The following is a 17,683-nucleotide window of genomic DNA, read 5'->3' as shown; positions in this document are numbered from 1 at the left end:
GGCTCGTGGCGGTCTCGATGAGCAGGCCGCCACGAGCAACCGCGTGCTCAGCCAGCTGATCACGCGAAATCGACGGCATTGGTGGGTGCCCGGAAGCGGGCCAGGCGGCGCGATCGGTAGACGAATGATGCTGCGCGCGAGAGGATCCTGCCTCGTCCGGCGGGCATCTCAACCTCCCACACCGCGCAAACACCGGGGATGGCCCGCAATTCGTCGTACTGGGCAGCCGTGAATGCAAACGGCATGGGTGGTGCGGTGTATTGCTTGCTGAGCCTGATGCCGCGCCGCTGAGAGTATGTACTCAGAAAACGTGGAACGCTGTCGAAGATCAGCCGTCCCCCGGGGAATCTGCCGGCGCAGGCCGCAATGAGGTCGAACACCGCATCGCGTTCCAGGTACTGGAACAACCCCTCGGCGGTGATGAGCACTCCTTCGGAGGCCTCGACCCGGTCCATCCAGGAGTGGTCCAGCGCCGACTGCGCCAGATGGTGCAGCCGGTCAGACGTCGGCAGCAGTTCCCGCCGTAGTCGCACGATCGGCTCCAGATCGACAGACAGCCACGTTATTTCGCCGTTGTCGAGGCGCCAGAAGCTGGTCTGAAGTCCCTCGGCCAGGGCGACGACGGTGGCGCGGGGGTGCGTGTCCAGGTAACGGCGGGAGGCGACGTCGAACGCCACGGCTCGCAGCGCGGTGGCCTGATGGGTGCGGCCGAAGTGGTGATAGTCGTAGCCGAGGCTGTCCCTCAGCGCGATCGCCAACGGGTCTTCGATGACACCATCGGCCCGGGCAGCCTCGGTCGCTCGCTGATGGAGTGTCAGGAGCGCGGTTTCCGATATCGCCGTCAGATGACGCGCGTCGATCACTGGCATGCGACGACCGTACTCGCCGGGGCGCCGAGCCCACGACGGACTCCCTGCGGTCGAGAGCCCTTGCCCTGGTTGACAGGTCAGTTCCGAAACCCGGGAACTTTCCGGCGTGCGTGGCCGACTAGGTGAAAGACAAGGCGATCGAGCGCCGGTTGCGGCGGTCAGGCGAGGAGGTGTCGAGGTGACCGCACCGCTGTGGCTGGCCGTGCCGCCGGAGGTGCACTCGGCCTTGCTGACTGCGGGCCCAGGTCCGGGCCCGCTGCTCGCGGCGGCCGCGGAGTGGGAGACGTTGAGCGCTGAATACAGTGCGGCGGCAGCCGAACTCACTCAGATACTGGGCGGAGTGGCGGCGGGTGCCTGGGAAGGGCCGAGCGCCACGCAGTACGCGGCGGCCCATGGCCCCTACCTGGCGTGGCTGGAGCAGGCCGCCATCGACAGTGCCGTCACCGCCACGCAGCACGGAACGGTCGCGGCCGCCTACGGCACCGCGCTGGCAACCATGCCTACGCTGGTAGAACTCGCTGCCAATCACCTCACCCACGGTGTGCTTCTGGCCACCAATTTCTTCGGCATCAACACCATTCCGATTGCCGTCAACGAGGCCGACTATGTGCGGATGTGGCTGCAGGCCGCCGAAGTGATGACGACCTACGAGGCGGTCGCGACCAGCGCGTACTCCGCGGTGCCGGTGACCCGGCCGGCACCGTCGATCCTGGCGCCCGGAGGCGAGGCCCGAAGCGGCAGGCAGAGTGCCGGCTCGACGACCGAAGGACCGCCGCTGAATGACCTGTGGCAGTTGATCTCCCAGCTGATCTCGGGGGCCGGTAACCCTCAGCAGCTACTGGAGACGTTCCAGCAGCTCTTCGGGCAGCTGGGTTTCAATCCGGCCGAAGCCGCCATTCTCGCGGCCATCGCGCTGGTGCTGTACGACATGCTCTGGTACCCCTACTACGCCTCATACTCGTTGCTGCTGTTGCCGTTCTTCGCGCCCGCGCTGAGTGCCCTCGGCGCGCTGGGTGCCCTCGCTCTGCTACCGGACACGGCGCCGCCGACGGGATCGGTGCCCGTTCCGGTCGAGGTCGGTCGCGGCGGTCACCCGGCCGTTGCCCGCGTCGATGCCGGGGTGGCGATGTCCCCGTCCGGCGCTTCCCCTGGTGCACCACAGTCCGGCAGTACCGCCGCCGGCCCGCCGTCCTCGGCCAGTGCGGCCGGTTCGGCCGCAACCCCGGTGGTGACCTACGCGGTACCGGGCATCGATCCACCCGCGGAGACATCTGGCCCGAGAACGGGCACGAAATCGTCTGAGGACATGGCGGATATCCTTGCGGCCGTCGCTGCGNGCGACCTGGAAACCGGCCGATCCGAATGAATTTCGTGAATAGCGGGAACTTTCAAGAGGTTTGACTCGACCAATTCGACAGCCGCACAAGCGCACCAGCCGTGCGTACCGCGGCGAGCTCAATGAGGCGCAGGTATCGGCAGGAGAAGAGATGACACTGAATGTGTTAGGGGAGGGGCTCGGGGCACACGTCACGGGAATCGATCCCACGAATCTCGACAGCATCACCACAGAGGAGATCCGTGAGATCGTCTACCGGAACAAGCTGGTCGTTCTGAAGGACGTTCATCCGACACCCGAACAGTTCCTCGCGCTGGGCCGGATCGTCGGTGATGTCGTCACCTACTACGAACCGATCTACCATCACAAGGACCATCCGGAGATCTTCGTTTCCTCTACGGAGGAAGGCCAAGGCGTTCCGAGGACCGGCGCGTTCTGGCACATCGACTACATGTTCATGCCCGAGCCGTTCGCATTCTCCATGGTGCTGCCGCTGGCGGTGCCCGGGACCGACCGGGGAACGTACTTCATCGACCTCAACAAGGTGTGGGAGGCGCTCCCCGAAGCGGTGCAAAACCCGGTCCGTGGCACATGGGCGACCCATGATCCGCGGCGACACATCAAGATTCGCCCGCATGACGTCTACAAGCCGATCGGTGAGGTCTGGGACGAGATCTCGAAGACCACGCCGCCGATCAAGTGGCCGACAGTGATCAGGCATCCGAAGACCGGTCAGGAGATCCTCTACATCTGCGCATCGGGAACGACGAAGATCGAGGACGTGCACGGAGCGGTCCTGGACCCTGCCGTGCTGCACGATCTGATGACGGCCACCGGGCAACTCGATCCCGACTTCGCCTCACCGTTCATCCACGCACAGCACTACGAGGTCGGCGACGTCGTGTTGTGGGACAACCGCGTTCTGATGCACCGAGCCAAACACGGCACCACGCCAGGAACTTTGACGACGCACCGGCTGACCATGCTGGACGGCCTGACGACACCCGGATACGGAGTATGAGCATGACCACCCTCGACATGTCGCCCGCGGCCCGGGCCGATCACGACCTCGCCCGCACCGCGCCGATTCCCGAAGACCTTTTGGTCAAGGTTCTGGAGCCCTATTCCTACAAGGGATGTCGCTACCTGCTGGACGCCGAATACCAGGCCACCGCGAGCTCGGTGTTCGCCATCGGCAACTTCAGCATCAAGGAGCCCGCCTACATCCGGGATACCGGTCACTTCAACGCTGCCGAATGGGTCCTGTGTTTCAACCAGCTGGCCTACAGTGCGTTCGCGCCGGCGATCCTCGACGAGCAGATACCCGAGTTCCGGGGCTGGTCGATCGAGGACTACTTCAACTACCAACTCCCCAGCATGTTGATCAAGTCCACGGCGTCGCGTTTCAAGCGCCCGATCAAATCCCAGCGGTTCTCGGCCCGGTTGCTGTGCAACGACTTCGAGGTCGTCGATCGAACCATTCGCTATCTCAAGATTGCGTGCACGGTCGAATTCTGGGACGAGGACGGCGGAGCCGCATCCGGAGAAGTCGAGCTGGCGGCACTCAACATCCCCTGACCGGCAGGAGAGCAGATTCATGGTGACGGCACACCCACCCTCCACGGTGCTGCAACGGATCAGTGAACGGGCGCGGCAGCGCCCCGAGGCGGTCGCCCTGCGGCGCTGCGACGGTACCGGTGCCATCAGATACCGCGACCTGATGGCCGAAGCCGACCACCTGGCAGGAGATCTCGCGTCCCGGTCCATCTCTCGCGGAGACCGCGTCTTCGTCATCTCGGACAACGGGCCGGAGACGTACCTGGCCGTCCTGGCGTGTGCCCGGCTGGGGGCCATCGCGGTGATGGTGGACGGCGGCCTGCCCACGGCCGCCGTCGAGAGGTTCGCCGAGATCACCGATCCCCGTGCGATCCTGATCGCACCCGGGTGCCGGCGCGAACCCGCTGAACTCTCGGCGGCGCTCCGGTCGCTGCCGACCTTCATCGTCGACGTCACGGCCGGCGCCACATCCCCGCGCGGCGACCGGCTGTCCGCCCCGATACCCGACCCGCCCGTTCTGAGCGGTGACGATCCGCTGGCGATGATCTTCACCAGCGGCACGACCGGCACGCCGAAGGCGGTGTTGCTGGCCAACCGGACCTTCTACGCGGTCGCCGACATCCTCCAGCGGGAGCAGTTGACCTGGGTGGACTGGGTGGTCGGCGAAACCACGTACTCTCCGTTGCCCGCCACACACATCGGCGGGCTGTGGTGGATCCTGAACTGCCTCATGCAGGGCGGGTTGTGTATCACCGGCGGCGAGCACACGCCGTCCCTCCTCGAAATCCTCACCACCAACGAGGTTGCGACAACCTGCCTGGTCCCCACCCTGCTGACCCGCCTGGTGACCGAGCTGCGATCCTCCGGCACACCCGTGCCGCCGACGCTGCGCATGATCGGATACGGCGGATCCCGGGCGATCGCCGCTGACGTCCGATTCGTGGAGGCGGCCGGCGTGCGGACCGCGCAGGTCTATGGTTTGAGTGAAACCGGCTGCACGGCACTGTGTCTGCCGACCGATGCGGGGTCGATCCGCCGAATCGAAGCCGGTGCTGTCGGTCGGCCCTACCCCGGCGTACAGGTGTATCTGGACCCCGACGGCAGCGGACCGCCCAGCGATTCCGGGACCGGTTCGGCTGTGTCGGGAACGCTGTGGATCAAGTCGCCGGCCAACATGCTCGGGTATTGGAACAATCCCGACCGGACCGCGGAAACCCTGGTCGACGGATGGGTCAACACCGGCGACCTTCTGGACCGCCACGACGACGGCTATTTCTACATCGTGGGCCGGTCGTCGGAGATGATCATCTCCGGCGGCGTGAACATCGCGCCCGACGAGGTCGACCGCATCGCCGAAGGTGTGGCCGGAGTCGGCGAGGCCGCGTGCTACGAGATCCCGGACCAGGAATTCGGCGCCTTGGTGGGACTGGCGGTGGTTCCGACGGCCAAGCTGGACGAATCGGCGGCCAGAAGGCTCAAACACGCTGTCGCGGCCCGGTTTCGCCAGGAGTCGGAACCGATGGCCAGGCCGTCGGTGATCGTCCTCGTGCCCGAGATTCCCCGTACCCAGTCCGGCAAGATCATCCGGACCGCACTGGCCGCGACGGTGACCGCCGGTGTCTGAGCTCCCCAGAGTCCGCATCCTCGCCGCGCTCTCGGAGGTGCTGTACGTCGACGAATCGGATCTCCTGGCCGGCGACGACACCGACCTGAGAGACCTCGGGCTCGACTCGGTGCGATTCGTACTGCTGATGAAGCACCTCGGAATCGACCGGGAGTCGGAGATGCCGCGGCGGCTTGCGGACAACCTGTCGGTGGCCGGCTGGATCCGGGAGTTGGAGACCCTGGGTGAATCTGTCTGAAGGCCTCGACGCACAGCGTGTTCCGCTGAGCCGTTCTCAGCAGAACATCTACAACGGCGTACTCCAGGACGCCGACCCGGACCTCTACCTGATCGGTCGGAGCTACCGGTTCGAGCCGATACCGGTAACGGAATTCCTGGCCGCGGTGCGGGCGACGATCCTGGCCAATCCGATCCAGCTGTGCGTGTTGAAGAGGGCGGCGGGCGCCGGTGGGTATCCCGATCTCGTGCGGCGGCTCGCGGTGGACGACATAGTGCACCCGGACGGCGGCGCATCGGCCCCAGAGTGGGGATCCGGCATTCTCGAAACACCGTTGGTTCGATACCGCGTCGACGTCGACGGCACCGGCCTGGTGCGCGGTCTCGAGGTGCACGCGCACCACATCCTGCTCGACGGTGGGGCGTTCGCGATCATCGAAGCCGACCTCGGCCGTGCGCTCGGCAACCGTCCCGCAGGCGACATCGCCGGTACCGGTCGGGGTTTGGCCGCCGTGGCCGCGGCCCATCGCCGAGAGGCCCATCGCATCGACGAATCGCTCGACCGGGTCAGCGCCCTTGCGCACCGGGAACTCACTGACGACGCCCGACGGGGCCGTGGCGCAGACGGTTCCCACATGGCGACCGCGGCCCGCGGCGTCCGTACCGGCTCCGTGACGATCGTGGGCGACGATTACGACGACATACTCGGCTTGGCCGACCGCGAGGGCACCCCACTCAACGTGCTCGTCGCCGCGGCGGCCATCGCTGTGGACGCGCGGGCCCGGCAGGCCACCGACGCCCTTCTGGTGCACGCGGTCGACAACCGATTCGGTGAGCCCGAACTCGGTGTCGCGACCTGCCTGGTCAACTCGATCGCACAACCCGTCCGGTTCCCGGCGTACGCGTCGGTGGCCGATGTGGTGCGCACGGTCGATCGAGGCTACGTGAAAGCCGGCCGACGCCGGTGGCTACGCGAAGAGCGTTATCGCCGAATGTATCTCGCGACACACCGGACCATCGCTGTCGAGGCGCTGACCCTCAACTTCCTGCGCGATCCTTGTGCGCCCGAACTGCGCCCGTTCCTGGCCGACGTGCCGCTGACCACCGATATCGGGCCGGTCGAGGGAATCACCGTGGCGGCGATCCTCGATGAGCAGCGACGAACTCTCACCCTCGACATCTGGAACAGAGCCGATGTGCCGCAGGAAGATACGGCCGACGTGGCGGGCCGCGTCGCGGCGGCCCTGACGGCCATGCCGGCGATGTGGGGATCACCGATCGCGATGATCGTCGGCGATTGGTTCGGGATCGCCGAAGACGGCAGTCGGCAGCCCGACCCATCCGCACCTGTCCCGAATGCGGCGGTGCCCGCGTGGTTCCTGCATCGCGACGATTGTGTCGGGGGACTGCGTCAAGAGCGGCGCGGCATCGACCTCTGGATCGCCCGGCTGCTCCAGATGGGGGCCGACGCGGGCGACGTGCTGGTGTTCACCGACGACGGCACCGAACGAACCATCGATCTCATGATCGCCTGCCACCTGGCCGGCTGTGGCTACAGCGTCTGCGACAGCGACGATCAACTGGAGCAGCGGGCCGAGCGAATCGGCCACACTGCCGGCATCTCGGCGCACCTGGTCGGCACCGCGGCCATGCTGCCGGCAAGCCTCGATGACGAACACCGGCGGCTGGTGGACGCCCGCATCGGTCAAGTGGCCGGAGATCCTGTTCTCGCCACCAGCACCGCCTACGTGATGCCGACGTCGGGATCCACCGGTGAACCCAAACTCGTACAGGTCAACCACGGTTCGCTGGCGTCGTTCTGCGCCGCCCAGGTACGCGCCTATGGCTGGGCACCGGGCGACACCATCCTGCAGTGCGCCCCGCTGACATCGGACATCAGCGTGGAGGAGATCTTCGGGGCAGCACTCAGCGGAGCCACCCTGGTCCGGTCGTCCGCGGTGAAGACCGGTGATCTGCAAGCGCTTACCCGCGATGTGGTGACGACGGGCGCCTCGGTCGTCGATCTGCCGACAGCCGTATGGCATCTGTGGTGTGAGGACCCCGAGGCGACCGCCGCGGTCCGGGACTCTCGGCTGCGCCAGATCGTGATCGGCGGCGAACCCATCCGCCCACGCGCGGTCGACCGTTGGCTCAACACCCCAGGGATCCAGCATGTCTCACTGGTGTCGAGCTACGGTCCGACGGAAACGACGGTGGTGGTGACCCAGCTGCCGATCATCGACGGCGGTGAGGTGATCGAACCGGGCGCGCGTGCGCGACTGGGGCGACCGCTCGTGCCGAACACCGTCGCTACCGCGTTCGGCGAAGTCGTGGTGGTGGGGGAGATGGTGACCGACGGCTATCTCGGAACGGACAGTTCGAGCTTCGGATCGGTCACGCTGGCCGACGGGGTGCGTCGGCGTGCCTTTGCGACCGCCGACCGGATCACATTCGACGAGGCCGACCATCCGGTGTTCGCCGGCCGCAAGGATGCGCTCGTCAAAATCGCGGGCCGACGGGTCGATACCGCCGAGATCACCCGGCGCATCGCTGCCGACCCCGACGTGATCGATGTGGCCGTGCAACTTCTCGACGGGCGCCTCGGAGTGTGGTTCACCGCCCGCCGCTCCCAGGACGCCGACCCGGACACCGCCACAGCGGAGCGGATCAAGCATGTGCTGACGCGTGCCCGTGTTCCGTCGTTCGTCGTCTCGGGGGTTGCGGCCATTCCCCGGACACCGAACGGGAAGATCGACACGGCAAGGCTGCCCGCGCCGGACCGCCGCGAACCGGCCGGCCGCGTCGACAGCGAAACCGGCCGGCAGGCAATACGTCTCGCCGGAATGTGGAGCCGGCTCCTGGGCCGGCCGATCACACCCGATGCGTCGCTGTTGCACGAGGGCGTCGGCTCGCTGGATCTGGTCCGCATCTTGCCCGAGACCCGGCGGTTTCTCGGTCGCCAGGTTTCGATTCTCGATGTGATCAGTGCCGACACCGCGGCGAACCTGGTGGGTGACATCGCGATGGCCGGCACCTGGATGGACTCCGTCACCGCCGCGGAGATCGACCGTGACCTCGCCGCCGTGACCACCCGGCGCACCGGAGACATCTCGGTGTCGGGCCCCTCATCGACCCGCCAAGGACCGCCGCCGATCCTGGTGGTCGGCGCCTCCGGAATCCTCGGAACCGGCTTCGCCGCGGCGACCCGGGAGCTGACGGAGCTCGGGCACGTTCACGTGGTGTTGGCCACGCGCTCGGTTCCGTCCGGTGGTGTGTGGTCGACGCTGCACGGAGCACCCGGGGTGTGTGTCGAACAACTGGCCCCGGGCTTCGGCCCGGCGGAGTTGGCGACGCTGATTCGTGCCACCGGTGCCGGCACGGTGATCAACTGCATCGGCAATACCAACGTGGTGGCGCCGTACCGCGAAATACGTCCGGCCAATGTGGAGTTGGTCTCCGCGATGGTGCACGCCTGCGCCGATTCCGGTACCAGGCTGATCCACCTGTCGACGTACGTGGTCAATGCGGATGTCCGCGCGGCACGGGTGCTCGACCCGCGTCAGGCGCCGTACCCGTACGCCGCGTCGAAGGCGATCGCGGAACTGGCGGTGGCCGGGGCACCCCCGGAACTCGACTTCACGATCGTGCGCCTGCCCCGGGTGCTCGGCGAGCCGGGCCAGATGGCCGGATCCACCGACATCCTGATGGCGCTCGTCGACGCCTGTGGTGCCCTGCGGGCCTGTCCGGCGGTCGAGTTGACCGAGAACGTGACCACCGGCCGCGCCGCGGCGAGCGGCATACTCCGAAGCTTGCCCGAATCCGGCGGACCGGACCGGCTGGGACGCCGCCTGGATGTGCTGTGCGGGCAGCCCGTGTCCTACCCGGCGGTGCTCGGTGCGGTCGCGGATGAGCGTCTCGACATCCACGAGTGGAAACGGCGGCTCGACGAAAGCGCCTGGGCGAGAGCCAATCCGCGTCGTTGGTCGGTGATCGACGCCTGGATCAGCCTCGGCGTGCAGCTCGGTGGACGGTCCTACCCGGAGTACCTCGCCGAGTACCCGGCATTGCCGCTGGGGGTCGAATCGGTCGGTGAGCTCGTGGCCGCGTCACCGCCGGTGCAGTCTCTGATCGCGGAGATCGGCACCGCGGGAACTGCACGCGACTTCTCGACGACCTAATCCATGAGGCACCGAGACCGCGAGACAGTGAGGAACAGCTTGTGACATCTGCAGACGTGCGTACCGACGAGGCATCGGGGTCCAGACGAGTTCAGCTCGACGTGACGGGGATGTCCTGCGGAGCCTGCTCGCGCCGGGTGGAGAGCAAGCTGAACAAGATCGACGGAGTGCGCGCCTCGGTGGACTTCGCCACCAAGGTCGCCACCGTGGACGCCCGCCACGACGTCAGCGTCGCCGACCTGTGCGACGTGGTTGAGCAGGCCGGCTATCGCGCGACAGAGCGCGCCGGCGACGCGCCGCCACCGCCGTCGGCGCAGAACCGGCCGTCGGCCATGACCCGGGCGATCCGCTGGGCGAGCCTCGGGCATCTCGGTGGCGCCGCGAGCTGACGACGATTCGGCTCGCCCGGGAACTGACGACTCGATCCGAACGACCACTCTTGGGAGGACCGTTCGACCACTGAGGAGCCATGGGCGAGACCCCGCCGACAGCGACAGATGACAGCGCGACGGTGCCGGTCGCTGACGCGTCGGCACCGAACGCCGGCGCCGCGGCGCCGTTTCGCGCGTTCCTGCTGCGCCTGCATTTCTACGCCGGGATCTTCGTCGGCCCCTTCCTGCTGATCGCGGCGATCAGCGGTGGGCTGTACGCGATCGCACCCTCCATCGAGCAGTTCGTCTATCGCGAACATCTGCGGACCACCAGCAGCGGGGACCTGCTGCCGGTGTCGCAGCAGGTCCGGTTCGCACAGGCCACCCGGTCCGAACTGACGGTGACCGCGGTGCGGCCCGCCACCGGACCGGGGGAGACCACCCGGGTGATGTTCGACGATCCGGCGCTGGGCGAGTCCGAACGTCACGCCGTGTTCATCGATCCGGTCACGGGAGCCTCCCGCGGCGGGCTCACGGTCTACGGCAGCAGCAGTGCGCTGCCACTGCGCACCTGGATCGATCAGCTGCACCGCAGCCTGCACCTCGGTGAGCCCGGCCGCATGTACAGCGAGCTCGCGGCGTCGTGGCTGTGGCTGATCGCGTTGGCCGGCGTGTTCCTGTGGTGGAGCCGATTCCGGCGGATGTCCCGCCGCGGCGATCGCAACGCCCGGTTGCTGGTGCCCGTCCGCTCGGGTGGGGGCCGGGTGCGGACGCTCAACTGGCATGGGGCCGTCGGGATCTGGATCGCCGTGGGATTGCTGTTCCTGTCGGCGACGGGGTTGACCTGGTCGCGGTTCGCCGGCGACAACGTCACCGCACTGCGCACGGCATTGTCGTGGACCACGCCGTCGGTGTCGACCGCGCTGAGCGGACCGCCGGAAGCCGAAATGGCGGGCCACGAAGGACATCACGGCGATCCAGTGCCGGCTGCCGTCGGTCGCGGGGGCGAGCCTCGGGTGGCGGATATCGACCGGGTTCTCGATGCCGCGCGGGACGCGGGTGTGGGCGGCAAGGTCGAGGTGAGCATCCCGTCGGACTCCGGCGCAGAGACCGACACCGCGTTCATCGTCGCGCAGACCCGGCAGCCCTGGGTGATGTCGAACAACGCGGTGGCCGTCGACGGCGCGTCCGGAAAGATCACCGACACTTCGTGGTTCGCCGACTGGCCGTTGGCCGCCAAACTCTCGGCCTGGGGCATCCAGTTGCACATGGGATTGCTGTTCGGCCTCGCCAACCAGCTCCTGTTGCTTGCCCTGGCGGCCGCGCTGGTCACCGTGATCGTGCGTGGCTACCTGCTCTGGTGGCGGCGCAGGCCCACCGCCGGCGCGCGGCCGGTGGGCAGCGCGCCACNGCGATCCGCGCGGTCGACACCGTGGTGTTCGACAAGACCGGCACGCTGACCACCGGACAGCCTCAGGTCATCACCGTCGTGGCGGCCGAGGGTTGGGACGAAGACGAGGTGCTGGCCCACGCGGCAGCGGTCGAATCGGCGTCCGAACATCCCGTTGCCCACGCGATCGTGACCGCCGGCGCCGGGCATGACGTCACCGACGTCGAAGATTTCCAGGCGTTCGCGGGGCACGGTGTGGCGGGTTCGGTCGACGGGGTCGCCGTGATGGTCGGCCGTCCGGCCTGGGTGACCCGCGACCGGGTGGTGCCGGCGAACCNGGCCACGCGGGATCGAATGGTGCCGACGGGGCAGCCACACACCTCGGCCGCTTCGGCGTAGGACAGGCCGAGCACCTGCGTCAGCAGCAGCGCGTGACGCCGGTCGGCATCGAGGCCGTCCAGCAGGAGGCGGATCTCCACCATCTTCTCGAAGCCGCCCACCGGGCGGTAGCTGTCCAGCACCTGCTCGACGGCGACGCCGGGTTGGGTACGTGGACGGCTCTGCTTGTGCCGGATCTGGTCGACCACGACGCGCCGCGCGATCGACAGCAGCCAGGTCCGGGCCGACGAACGGCCACCGAACCGGGGAAGCGCGGATATCGCGCGGATGAAAGTCTCTTGCGTCAGGTCGTCGGCCGAACCGGCATCCCCGAGATAGGCGACCGTTCGCCAGACGTCGCGCTGCGTGGCCCGGATGAACTGCTCGAGTGCCTCCGAATCGCCGCGGCCGGCGGCCAGGGCCAGCCGCGTAACGTGGTCGTCGCCGCATTCGGTAGTCACAACCACCGACATTATTCGATCGAGCCCGGGAACCCCGCACAGGGCCGCAACGACTAATCAGACGGCGAGGTATGCCACCGGCGTGGTGGTGAGCAATTGGGAGTGGTCGTGACAGCAGCAAATGTCCTGGACAACGAGGTGGGACAGCGTATCGCGCTGGATGTCACCGGGATGTCGTGCGGGGCCTGCGCCGCCCGCGTGGAGAACAAGCTCAACAAGATCGACGGTGTTCGCGCCTCAGTGAACTTCGCCACACGCGTCGCCACGGTCGAGACGACGGCGGACATCGGCGTCGACGAGTTGTGCGCCGTCATCGAGCGCGCCGGCTATCAGGCGGCGCCCCGCGTGGAGACGTCCACGAGTGACGTCGATCCCGATGCCGAGCACGCGCGCAGCCTGCTGCGGCGGCTGGTGGTGGCGGCCGTCCTGTTCATCCCGCTCGCCGATCTGTCGGTGATGTTCGCGGTGGTGCCCGATACCCGGTTCACGGGATGGCAGTGGGTGCTCACCGCACTGGCGGCACCGATCGTCACATGGGCCGCATGGCCGTTCCATCGCAGCGCGCTGCGCAACGCCCGGCACGGCACCTCGACCATGGAGACCCTGATCTCCATCGGCGTCACCGCGGCCACCGTCTGGTCGATGTACACGATCTTCTTCGACCACCAGACGTATCACGCGGGAGGTGTCTGGCAGGCGCTGCTGGGCAGCGACGCCATCTATCTGGAGGTGGCCGCGGGCGTCACGGTTTTCGTGCTCGCGGGCCGCTACTTCGAGGCCAGGGCCCGCTCCCGTGCCGGGGGAGCGCTGCGGGCGCTGGCGGCACTCGGCGCCAAATCGGTGACCGTCCTGCTCGCCGACGGCAGCGAACTCGTGCTGCCCGCAGACGAACTCAAGGAGGGACAGCGGTTCGTCGTGCGGCCCGGTGAGGCCATCGCGGCGGACGGTCTGGTGGTCAGCGGGGCCGCCGCGGTGGACGTCAGCGCGATGACCGGAGAGTCGAAACCGGTAGATACCCAAGAAGGTTCGAGCGTCGTGGGCGGCACCGTGGTGCTCGACGGCCGCCTGGTGGTCGAGGCCGCCGCCGTCGGCCCGGACACCCGGTTCGCCGGCATGGTCCGGCTGGTCGAGCAGGCGCAGGCGCAGAAGGCCGATGCGCAGCGGTTGGCTGACCGGATCGCCGCGGTGTTCGTGCCCTGTGTGCTGGCGATCGCGGTGGTCACCGCCGCCGGTTGGCTGCTGGTCGACGGCGATGTGAACCGCGCGGTGTCGGCCGCCTTGGCCGTGCTGGTGATCGCCTGCCCGTGCGCACTGGGCCTGGCGACGCCGACCGCGATGATGGTGGCCTCGGGCCGGGGCGCGCAGCTGGGAATCTTCCTCAAGGGACACCGCGCGCTGGAGGCGATCCGCGCGGTCGACACCGTGGTGTTCGACAAGACCGGCACGCTGACCACCGGACAGCCTCAGGTCATCACCGTCGTGGCGGCCGAGGGTTGGGACGAAGACGAGGTGCTGGCCCACGCGGCAGCGGTCGAATCGGCGTCCGAACATCCCGTTGCCCACGCGATCGTGACCGCCGGCGCCGGGCATGACGTCACCGACGTCGAAGATTTCCAGGCGTTCGCGGGGCACGGTGTGGCGGGTTCGGTCGACGGGGTCGCCGTGATGGTCGGCCGTCCGGCCTGGGTGACCCGCGACCGGGTGGTGCCGGCGAACCTCGCCGCGGCCCGCCGGACGGGCGAATCACAAGGCCAGACAGTCGTATTCGTCGCCTGCGGCGATACCGTCTGCGGGGCGATCTGCGTGGCCGATGCGGTCAAGGACTCGGCAGCGGGCGCCATCGCACAACTGCATGCCGAGGGCATGAAAACCATGTTGTTGACGGGGGACAACGCCTCGACCGCCGCGGCCATCGGTGCCGCGGTGGGCATCGACGACGTGGTCGCCGAGGTGCTGCCCGAGGACAAGGTCGGCGCGATCGAGAAGCTGCGCGATCAGGGACGCGTGGTGGCGATGGTCGGCGACGGCATCAACGACGGGCCGGCGCTGGCGTGCGCCGATCTCGGCCTGGCCATCGGCCGTGGCACCGATGTGGCCATCGGCGCGGCTGACATCATCCTGGTCCGCGACAATCTCGATTCGGTACCGCAGGCGTTGGGCCTGGCTCGCGCGACGATGCGGACGATCCGGGTCAACATGATCTGGGCGTTCGGCTACAACATCGCGGCGATCCCGATCGCCGCGGCCGGGCTGCTGAATCCGCTGATCGCCGGTGCGGCGATGGCGGTGTCGTCCTTCCTGGTCGTCTCGAACAGCCTGCGCTTGCGCAATTACGGCACCGTCCAGGCGAACATGTTCGGCGATCCCGGCGACGACTGAGGGACGGGTGACGGGTCGCGCGGTGTGTTTGCGACCCGGACGGTGCCGGTAGGGATTAGCCTCATATGCATGACCAGCAATGAAACCGCCGCATCGGCGAAGTGCGACAACCCGAACTGTACGTGCGAGAACTGCAACTGCGGCAGCAACTGCCAATGCGGTTCTGACAGCGCCGGATAGCCCCGCACGCGCGCTCAGCGCCGGGTGCGGGAAAGCTCGCGCAGCATCGCGTTGTAGGCGTCGAGGTCGTCGTCGTAGCCCAGATCGTTGTGGCGATCCTGGCGGGCTCCCATCCGGCGGTCCTGGCGCACCCACTGGGCCACCAGTGCGATCACCACGATGATCACCGGTAGTTCACTGGAGCCCCACGCGATCGCGCCGCCCACATGTTGGTCGTCGGAAATGCTCTGCAGCCACGGCAGATTGACGGACCGGTAGAAGGTGTCGCCCAGCGCCGAGCTCATCGTCATGGTGGCGATCCCGAAGAACGCGTGGAACGGCATCACGGCGAACAGCAGGCCGAGTCGCCCGAGGAAGGGCAACCGCCGCGGTCCGGGGTCGATCCCGATGATCCCCCAGTAGTAGAGATAGCCGGTCAGCAAGAAGTGCACGCTCATGAACTCGTGACCCCAGTGATACCGGATCAGGGTGTCGAACAGCGGCGTGAAGTAGACGAGGTACAGCGACCCGACGAACAAGACGAACGCCGTCACGGGATGCGACAGGAACCTGGTCACCGGTGAGTGGACGAACCACATCAGCCATTCGCGCGGGCCGGGCGCGTGATCCTTGGGGGCGGCAGGCAGTACGCGAAGGGCGAGTGTGACGGGTGCCCCGAGTACCAGCAGTACCGGGATGAACATGTTCAGCGCCATGTGCTCGCCCATGTGGACGCTGAACATCGCCGAGCCGTAGGCGCGCACCCCGGAGCTGGAGGCGATCAGTAGCGCCGCACAGCCGAGAGTCCATGCGATGGTGCGGCCCGGCTGCCAGCGATCTCCCCGCCGCCGCAGCCGCGCCACCGCGACCAGATAGCCCAGGGCGAGCACGATGGCGGCGGTGCCGATCAGCGGATCGAACCGCCACTCGGTCATCAGGCTGAGCACACTGGGCGGTGTGTCGAGCTGGTAGCCCAGGAAGATGTCCCAGGTGGTGAATTCCTGGGCCGTGAACCGGGGCGGGACGCTGCTCGCGGCGAGCGCTATAGCGGCGCCTGCGACGATCAGCGCGGCCGCGGATATCGCGTCGAGCAGCCGCGAGGGTGCCCGCCGGGTCCACAGCACGACACCGTCACCCAGCCACACCAGCGTCAGCAGCACCCCGGCGACGACTGCGGCGCGTCCGTAACCGGAAGCCAGGACCGGTGATCCGCCCAACATCAGGGTCGCCAGCAGCGCGCCGTAGACGATCGCGATCGCCCCGCAGGTGAGCTGCAGTGCCCGGACCCGGCGCCGGTGCGAACTTTCCGGCAGCGCGACCGCGACGATCTTGGTCCCGGTCCACACGGCGACCGCCACGGCGAACACGATCACGGCGCTGGTGGCGATGTCATGGTCGGGTCCCTGTCCGGCATTGCCGGTCACCGGGACCGCGATCAGGCCGATCAAGGTCGGCAGCAGCGCGACGCAGTGGCCGATCCAGCGGAGTGTGAATCGCACGCCGACGGCCAGCACGATGGCGCAGATCGCCGTCACGCACCAGCCACGCGCGGCCTCCGACGCGGCGATGGCGCTGCCGAGACCGGGTCCACCGACCAGTTGGGCAACGGGAATTCCCGAGTCGGCGGCCGCGCAGATGACCACCATGGCCGTGGCGGCGCAGGCCCAGACGATCGCGACCCGCTCGGCGAGCAGATGCACCGGAAACGACGGCGCGTCGATGCGCCCGTCGTCACGGGGGACGGCCGTCGTCACGATCCATGCGAGGGCGCCCAGGCACACCGCGGCAGCCAGCGATGCGGTCCAGTGCCCGAGTAACCGGGCCACATTCGTAGCGGCACCAGGATCAGCGATGCCCGCGGCGTCGAGGCGCTGCGCGCCGAGCGGCAGGGCACACGCGAACAGCACCACGGCGCAACCGATGACGGCGCCGAGCAGCGTCACACGTGCCCACCGGGCACTGACCGCGCCGAGTGTTCGCTCACTAGCCATTGTCGAACCGGCCTTCCGCCGCGAAAGTGATCGAAACGTCGCGGCGATCAGAGTCTACGACAGCGTGTCGTAGTGCTGGCGGGCACGGGAACTTTCGCGACCCCGGCAGCGACCAAAGGACGACGGGTCGCACTGGATCAGCGCCCTGCCCATCTCCGACGCAGACAGGACCTGGAATGATCGCCGATCTTGCGCTCCGTTGGGTGGTGACGGTGCTTTTCGCGCTGAGCGCGGCCGAATGTGCCGTCGCGATCACCCGAACCCGTGGTCGTGCGCGGCCCGCGGTGAGCCAGTTGCTTCACCTGGCGATGGCGGTCGCGATGCTGGTGATGGCATGGCCGCGGGGTGCCGAGCTGCCGACGGTGGGCCCGATGGTCTTCTTCCTGGCCGCCGCCGTGTGGTTCCTGGCCGGAATGCTGCGGCCAGGCCCGGCCGGCGACCGCCTCGCCGGCGGCTACCACGCCGTGATGATGACGGCGATGGCGTGGATGTATGCGGTCATGAACGGCAGTGTCCTCACCGGTGACCCCGAGCCGGTCGAGATGGCCGGCCATCACATGCACACCATGGAACATGCTGCACCGCAACCTATCTGGATTTCCACCGTCAACTGGATGCTCACGGTCGGGTTCGTGATCGCCGCTGTGGCCTGGCTGTACCGCTATTTCGTGGCCCGCAGGCAGTCGCCCGTGCCCTCCGCACAATTCGGCACGCTGTGCCGGGCCATGATGGCCGCGGGCATGGCGATCATGTTCGGCGTCATGGGGTAACGCC

At 67.9% G+C, this 17,683-nt stretch carries 11 protein-coding genes and 3 pseudogenes; 11 read left to right on the top strand and 3 right to left on the bottom strand.

The annotated features are described in order from the left end of the window. Positions 1-59 precede the first annotated feature (59 nt). Positions 60-869 carry a class I SAM-dependent methyltransferase gene (locus BN4332_RS10730; RefSeq protein WP_066898418.1) on the bottom strand — a complete coding sequence of 270 codons (810 nt, stop codon included), beginning with the start codon at positions 867-869 and terminating at the stop codon, positions 60-62. Positions 870-975: 106 nt separating this feature from the next. Between BN4332_RS10730 and BN4332_RS10725 the strand changes: the two genes are divergently transcribed. The 9 genes and pseudogenes from BN4332_RS10725 (at position 976) to BN4332_RS10685 (ending at position 11,940) form a co-directional block, all read left to right on the top strand. Beyond that, positions 976-2,235, top strand: coding sequence for a PPE family protein (locus BN4332_RS10725; RefSeq protein WP_084459235.1), 1,260 nt, complete (start codon positions 976-978; stop codon positions 2,233-2,235). Between the two features lie 121 nt (positions 2,236-2,356). After that, positions 2,357-3,226, top strand: coding sequence for a (3R)-3-[(carboxymethyl)amino]fatty acid oxygenase/decarboxylase (scoE, locus tag BN4332_RS10720; RefSeq protein WP_066898416.1), 870 nt, complete (start codon positions 2,357-2,359; stop codon positions 3,224-3,226). 2 nt (positions 3,227-3,228) lie between these two features. Further along, on the top strand, positions 3,229-3,783 hold the full coding sequence (locus BN4332_RS10715) for an FcoT family thioesterase (protein ID WP_066898415.1): 555 nt from the start codon (positions 3,229-3,231) through the stop codon (positions 3,781-3,783). Positions 3,784-3,802: 19 nt separating this feature from the next. Next, entirely contained in the window at positions 3,803-5,386 is a 1,584-nt protein-coding gene (fadD10, locus tag BN4332_RS10710) for a fatty acid--CoA ligase FadD10 (protein WP_066898414.1), read from the top strand. Continuing rightward, complete coding sequence (locus tag BN4332_RS10705; RefSeq protein WP_066898413.1) at positions 5,379-5,624, top strand: acyl carrier protein; 246 nt, start codon at positions 5,379-5,381, stop codon at positions 5,622-5,624. Before fadD10 ends, BN4332_RS10705 begins: the two co-directional genes overlap by 8 nt. After that, the gene (locus BN4332_RS10700) at positions 5,611-9,780 is read left to right on the top strand and encodes an AMP-binding protein (RefSeq protein ID WP_074133035.1); all 4,170 of its coding nucleotides are present in this window, start codon (positions 5,611-5,613) and stop codon (positions 9,778-9,780) included. Before BN4332_RS10705 ends, BN4332_RS10700 begins: the two co-directional genes overlap by 14 nt. 41 nt (positions 9,781-9,821) lie before the next feature. Further along, a pseudogene (locus BN4332_RS34250) lies at positions 9,822-10,059 on the top strand (cation transporter); the annotation flags it as partial. A 190-nt stretch (positions 10,060-10,249) separates the two neighbouring features. Then, positions 10,250-11,572, top strand: a pseudogene (locus BN4332_RS10690) (PepSY-associated TM helix domain-containing protein); the annotation flags it as partial. Further along, positions 11,512-11,940, top strand: a complete 429-nt coding sequence (locus BN4332_RS10685; protein ID WP_435405191.1) for an HAD family hydrolase — start codon at positions 11,512-11,514, stop codon at positions 11,938-11,940. The pseudogene BN4332_RS10690 and the gene BN4332_RS10685, both read left to right, overlap by 61 nt. On the opposite strand, the pseudogene sigC reads toward BN4332_RS10685, so the two are convergent. After that, a pseudogene (sigC, locus tag BN4332_RS10680) lies at positions 11,880-12,392 on the bottom strand (RNA polymerase sigma factor SigC); the annotation flags it as partial. The gene BN4332_RS10685 and the pseudogene sigC overlap by 61 nt on opposite strands. A 96-nt stretch (positions 12,393-12,488) precedes the next feature. Here sigC and BN4332_RS10675 point away from each other — a divergent pair. After that, positions 12,489-14,759: a heavy metal translocating P-type ATPase gene (locus tag BN4332_RS10675; protein WP_435405157.1), complete on the top strand. Its 2,271-nt coding sequence runs from the start codon at positions 12,489-12,491 to the stop codon at positions 14,757-14,759. A 194-nt stretch (positions 14,760-14,953) separates the two neighbouring features. Here the strand turns inward: BN4332_RS10675 and BN4332_RS10670 are convergent, their stop codons facing one another. Next, a complete protein-coding gene (locus BN4332_RS10670) occupies positions 14,954-16,909 on the bottom strand; it encodes a cytochrome c oxidase assembly protein (protein WP_084459233.1) in 1,956 nt (651 codons plus the stop codon). Positions 16,910-17,085: 176 nt separating this feature from the next. Here BN4332_RS10670 and BN4332_RS10665 point away from each other — a divergent pair, with 176 nt between their 5' ends. Then, positions 17,086-17,679, top strand: coding sequence for a DUF5134 domain-containing protein (locus tag BN4332_RS10665; protein WP_066898410.1), 594 nt, complete (start codon positions 17,086-17,088; stop codon positions 17,677-17,679). Positions 17,680-17,683: the final 4 nt, after the last annotated feature.

This window comes from Mycolicibacterium houstonense, from assembly GCF_900078665.2.
GTDB lineage: Bacteria > Actinomycetota > Actinomycetes > Mycobacteriales > Mycobacteriaceae > Mycobacterium > Mycobacterium houstonense.
Note: the sequence above shows the minus strand (reverse complement) of the source record. Positions and strands in the feature narration are given on the sequence as shown.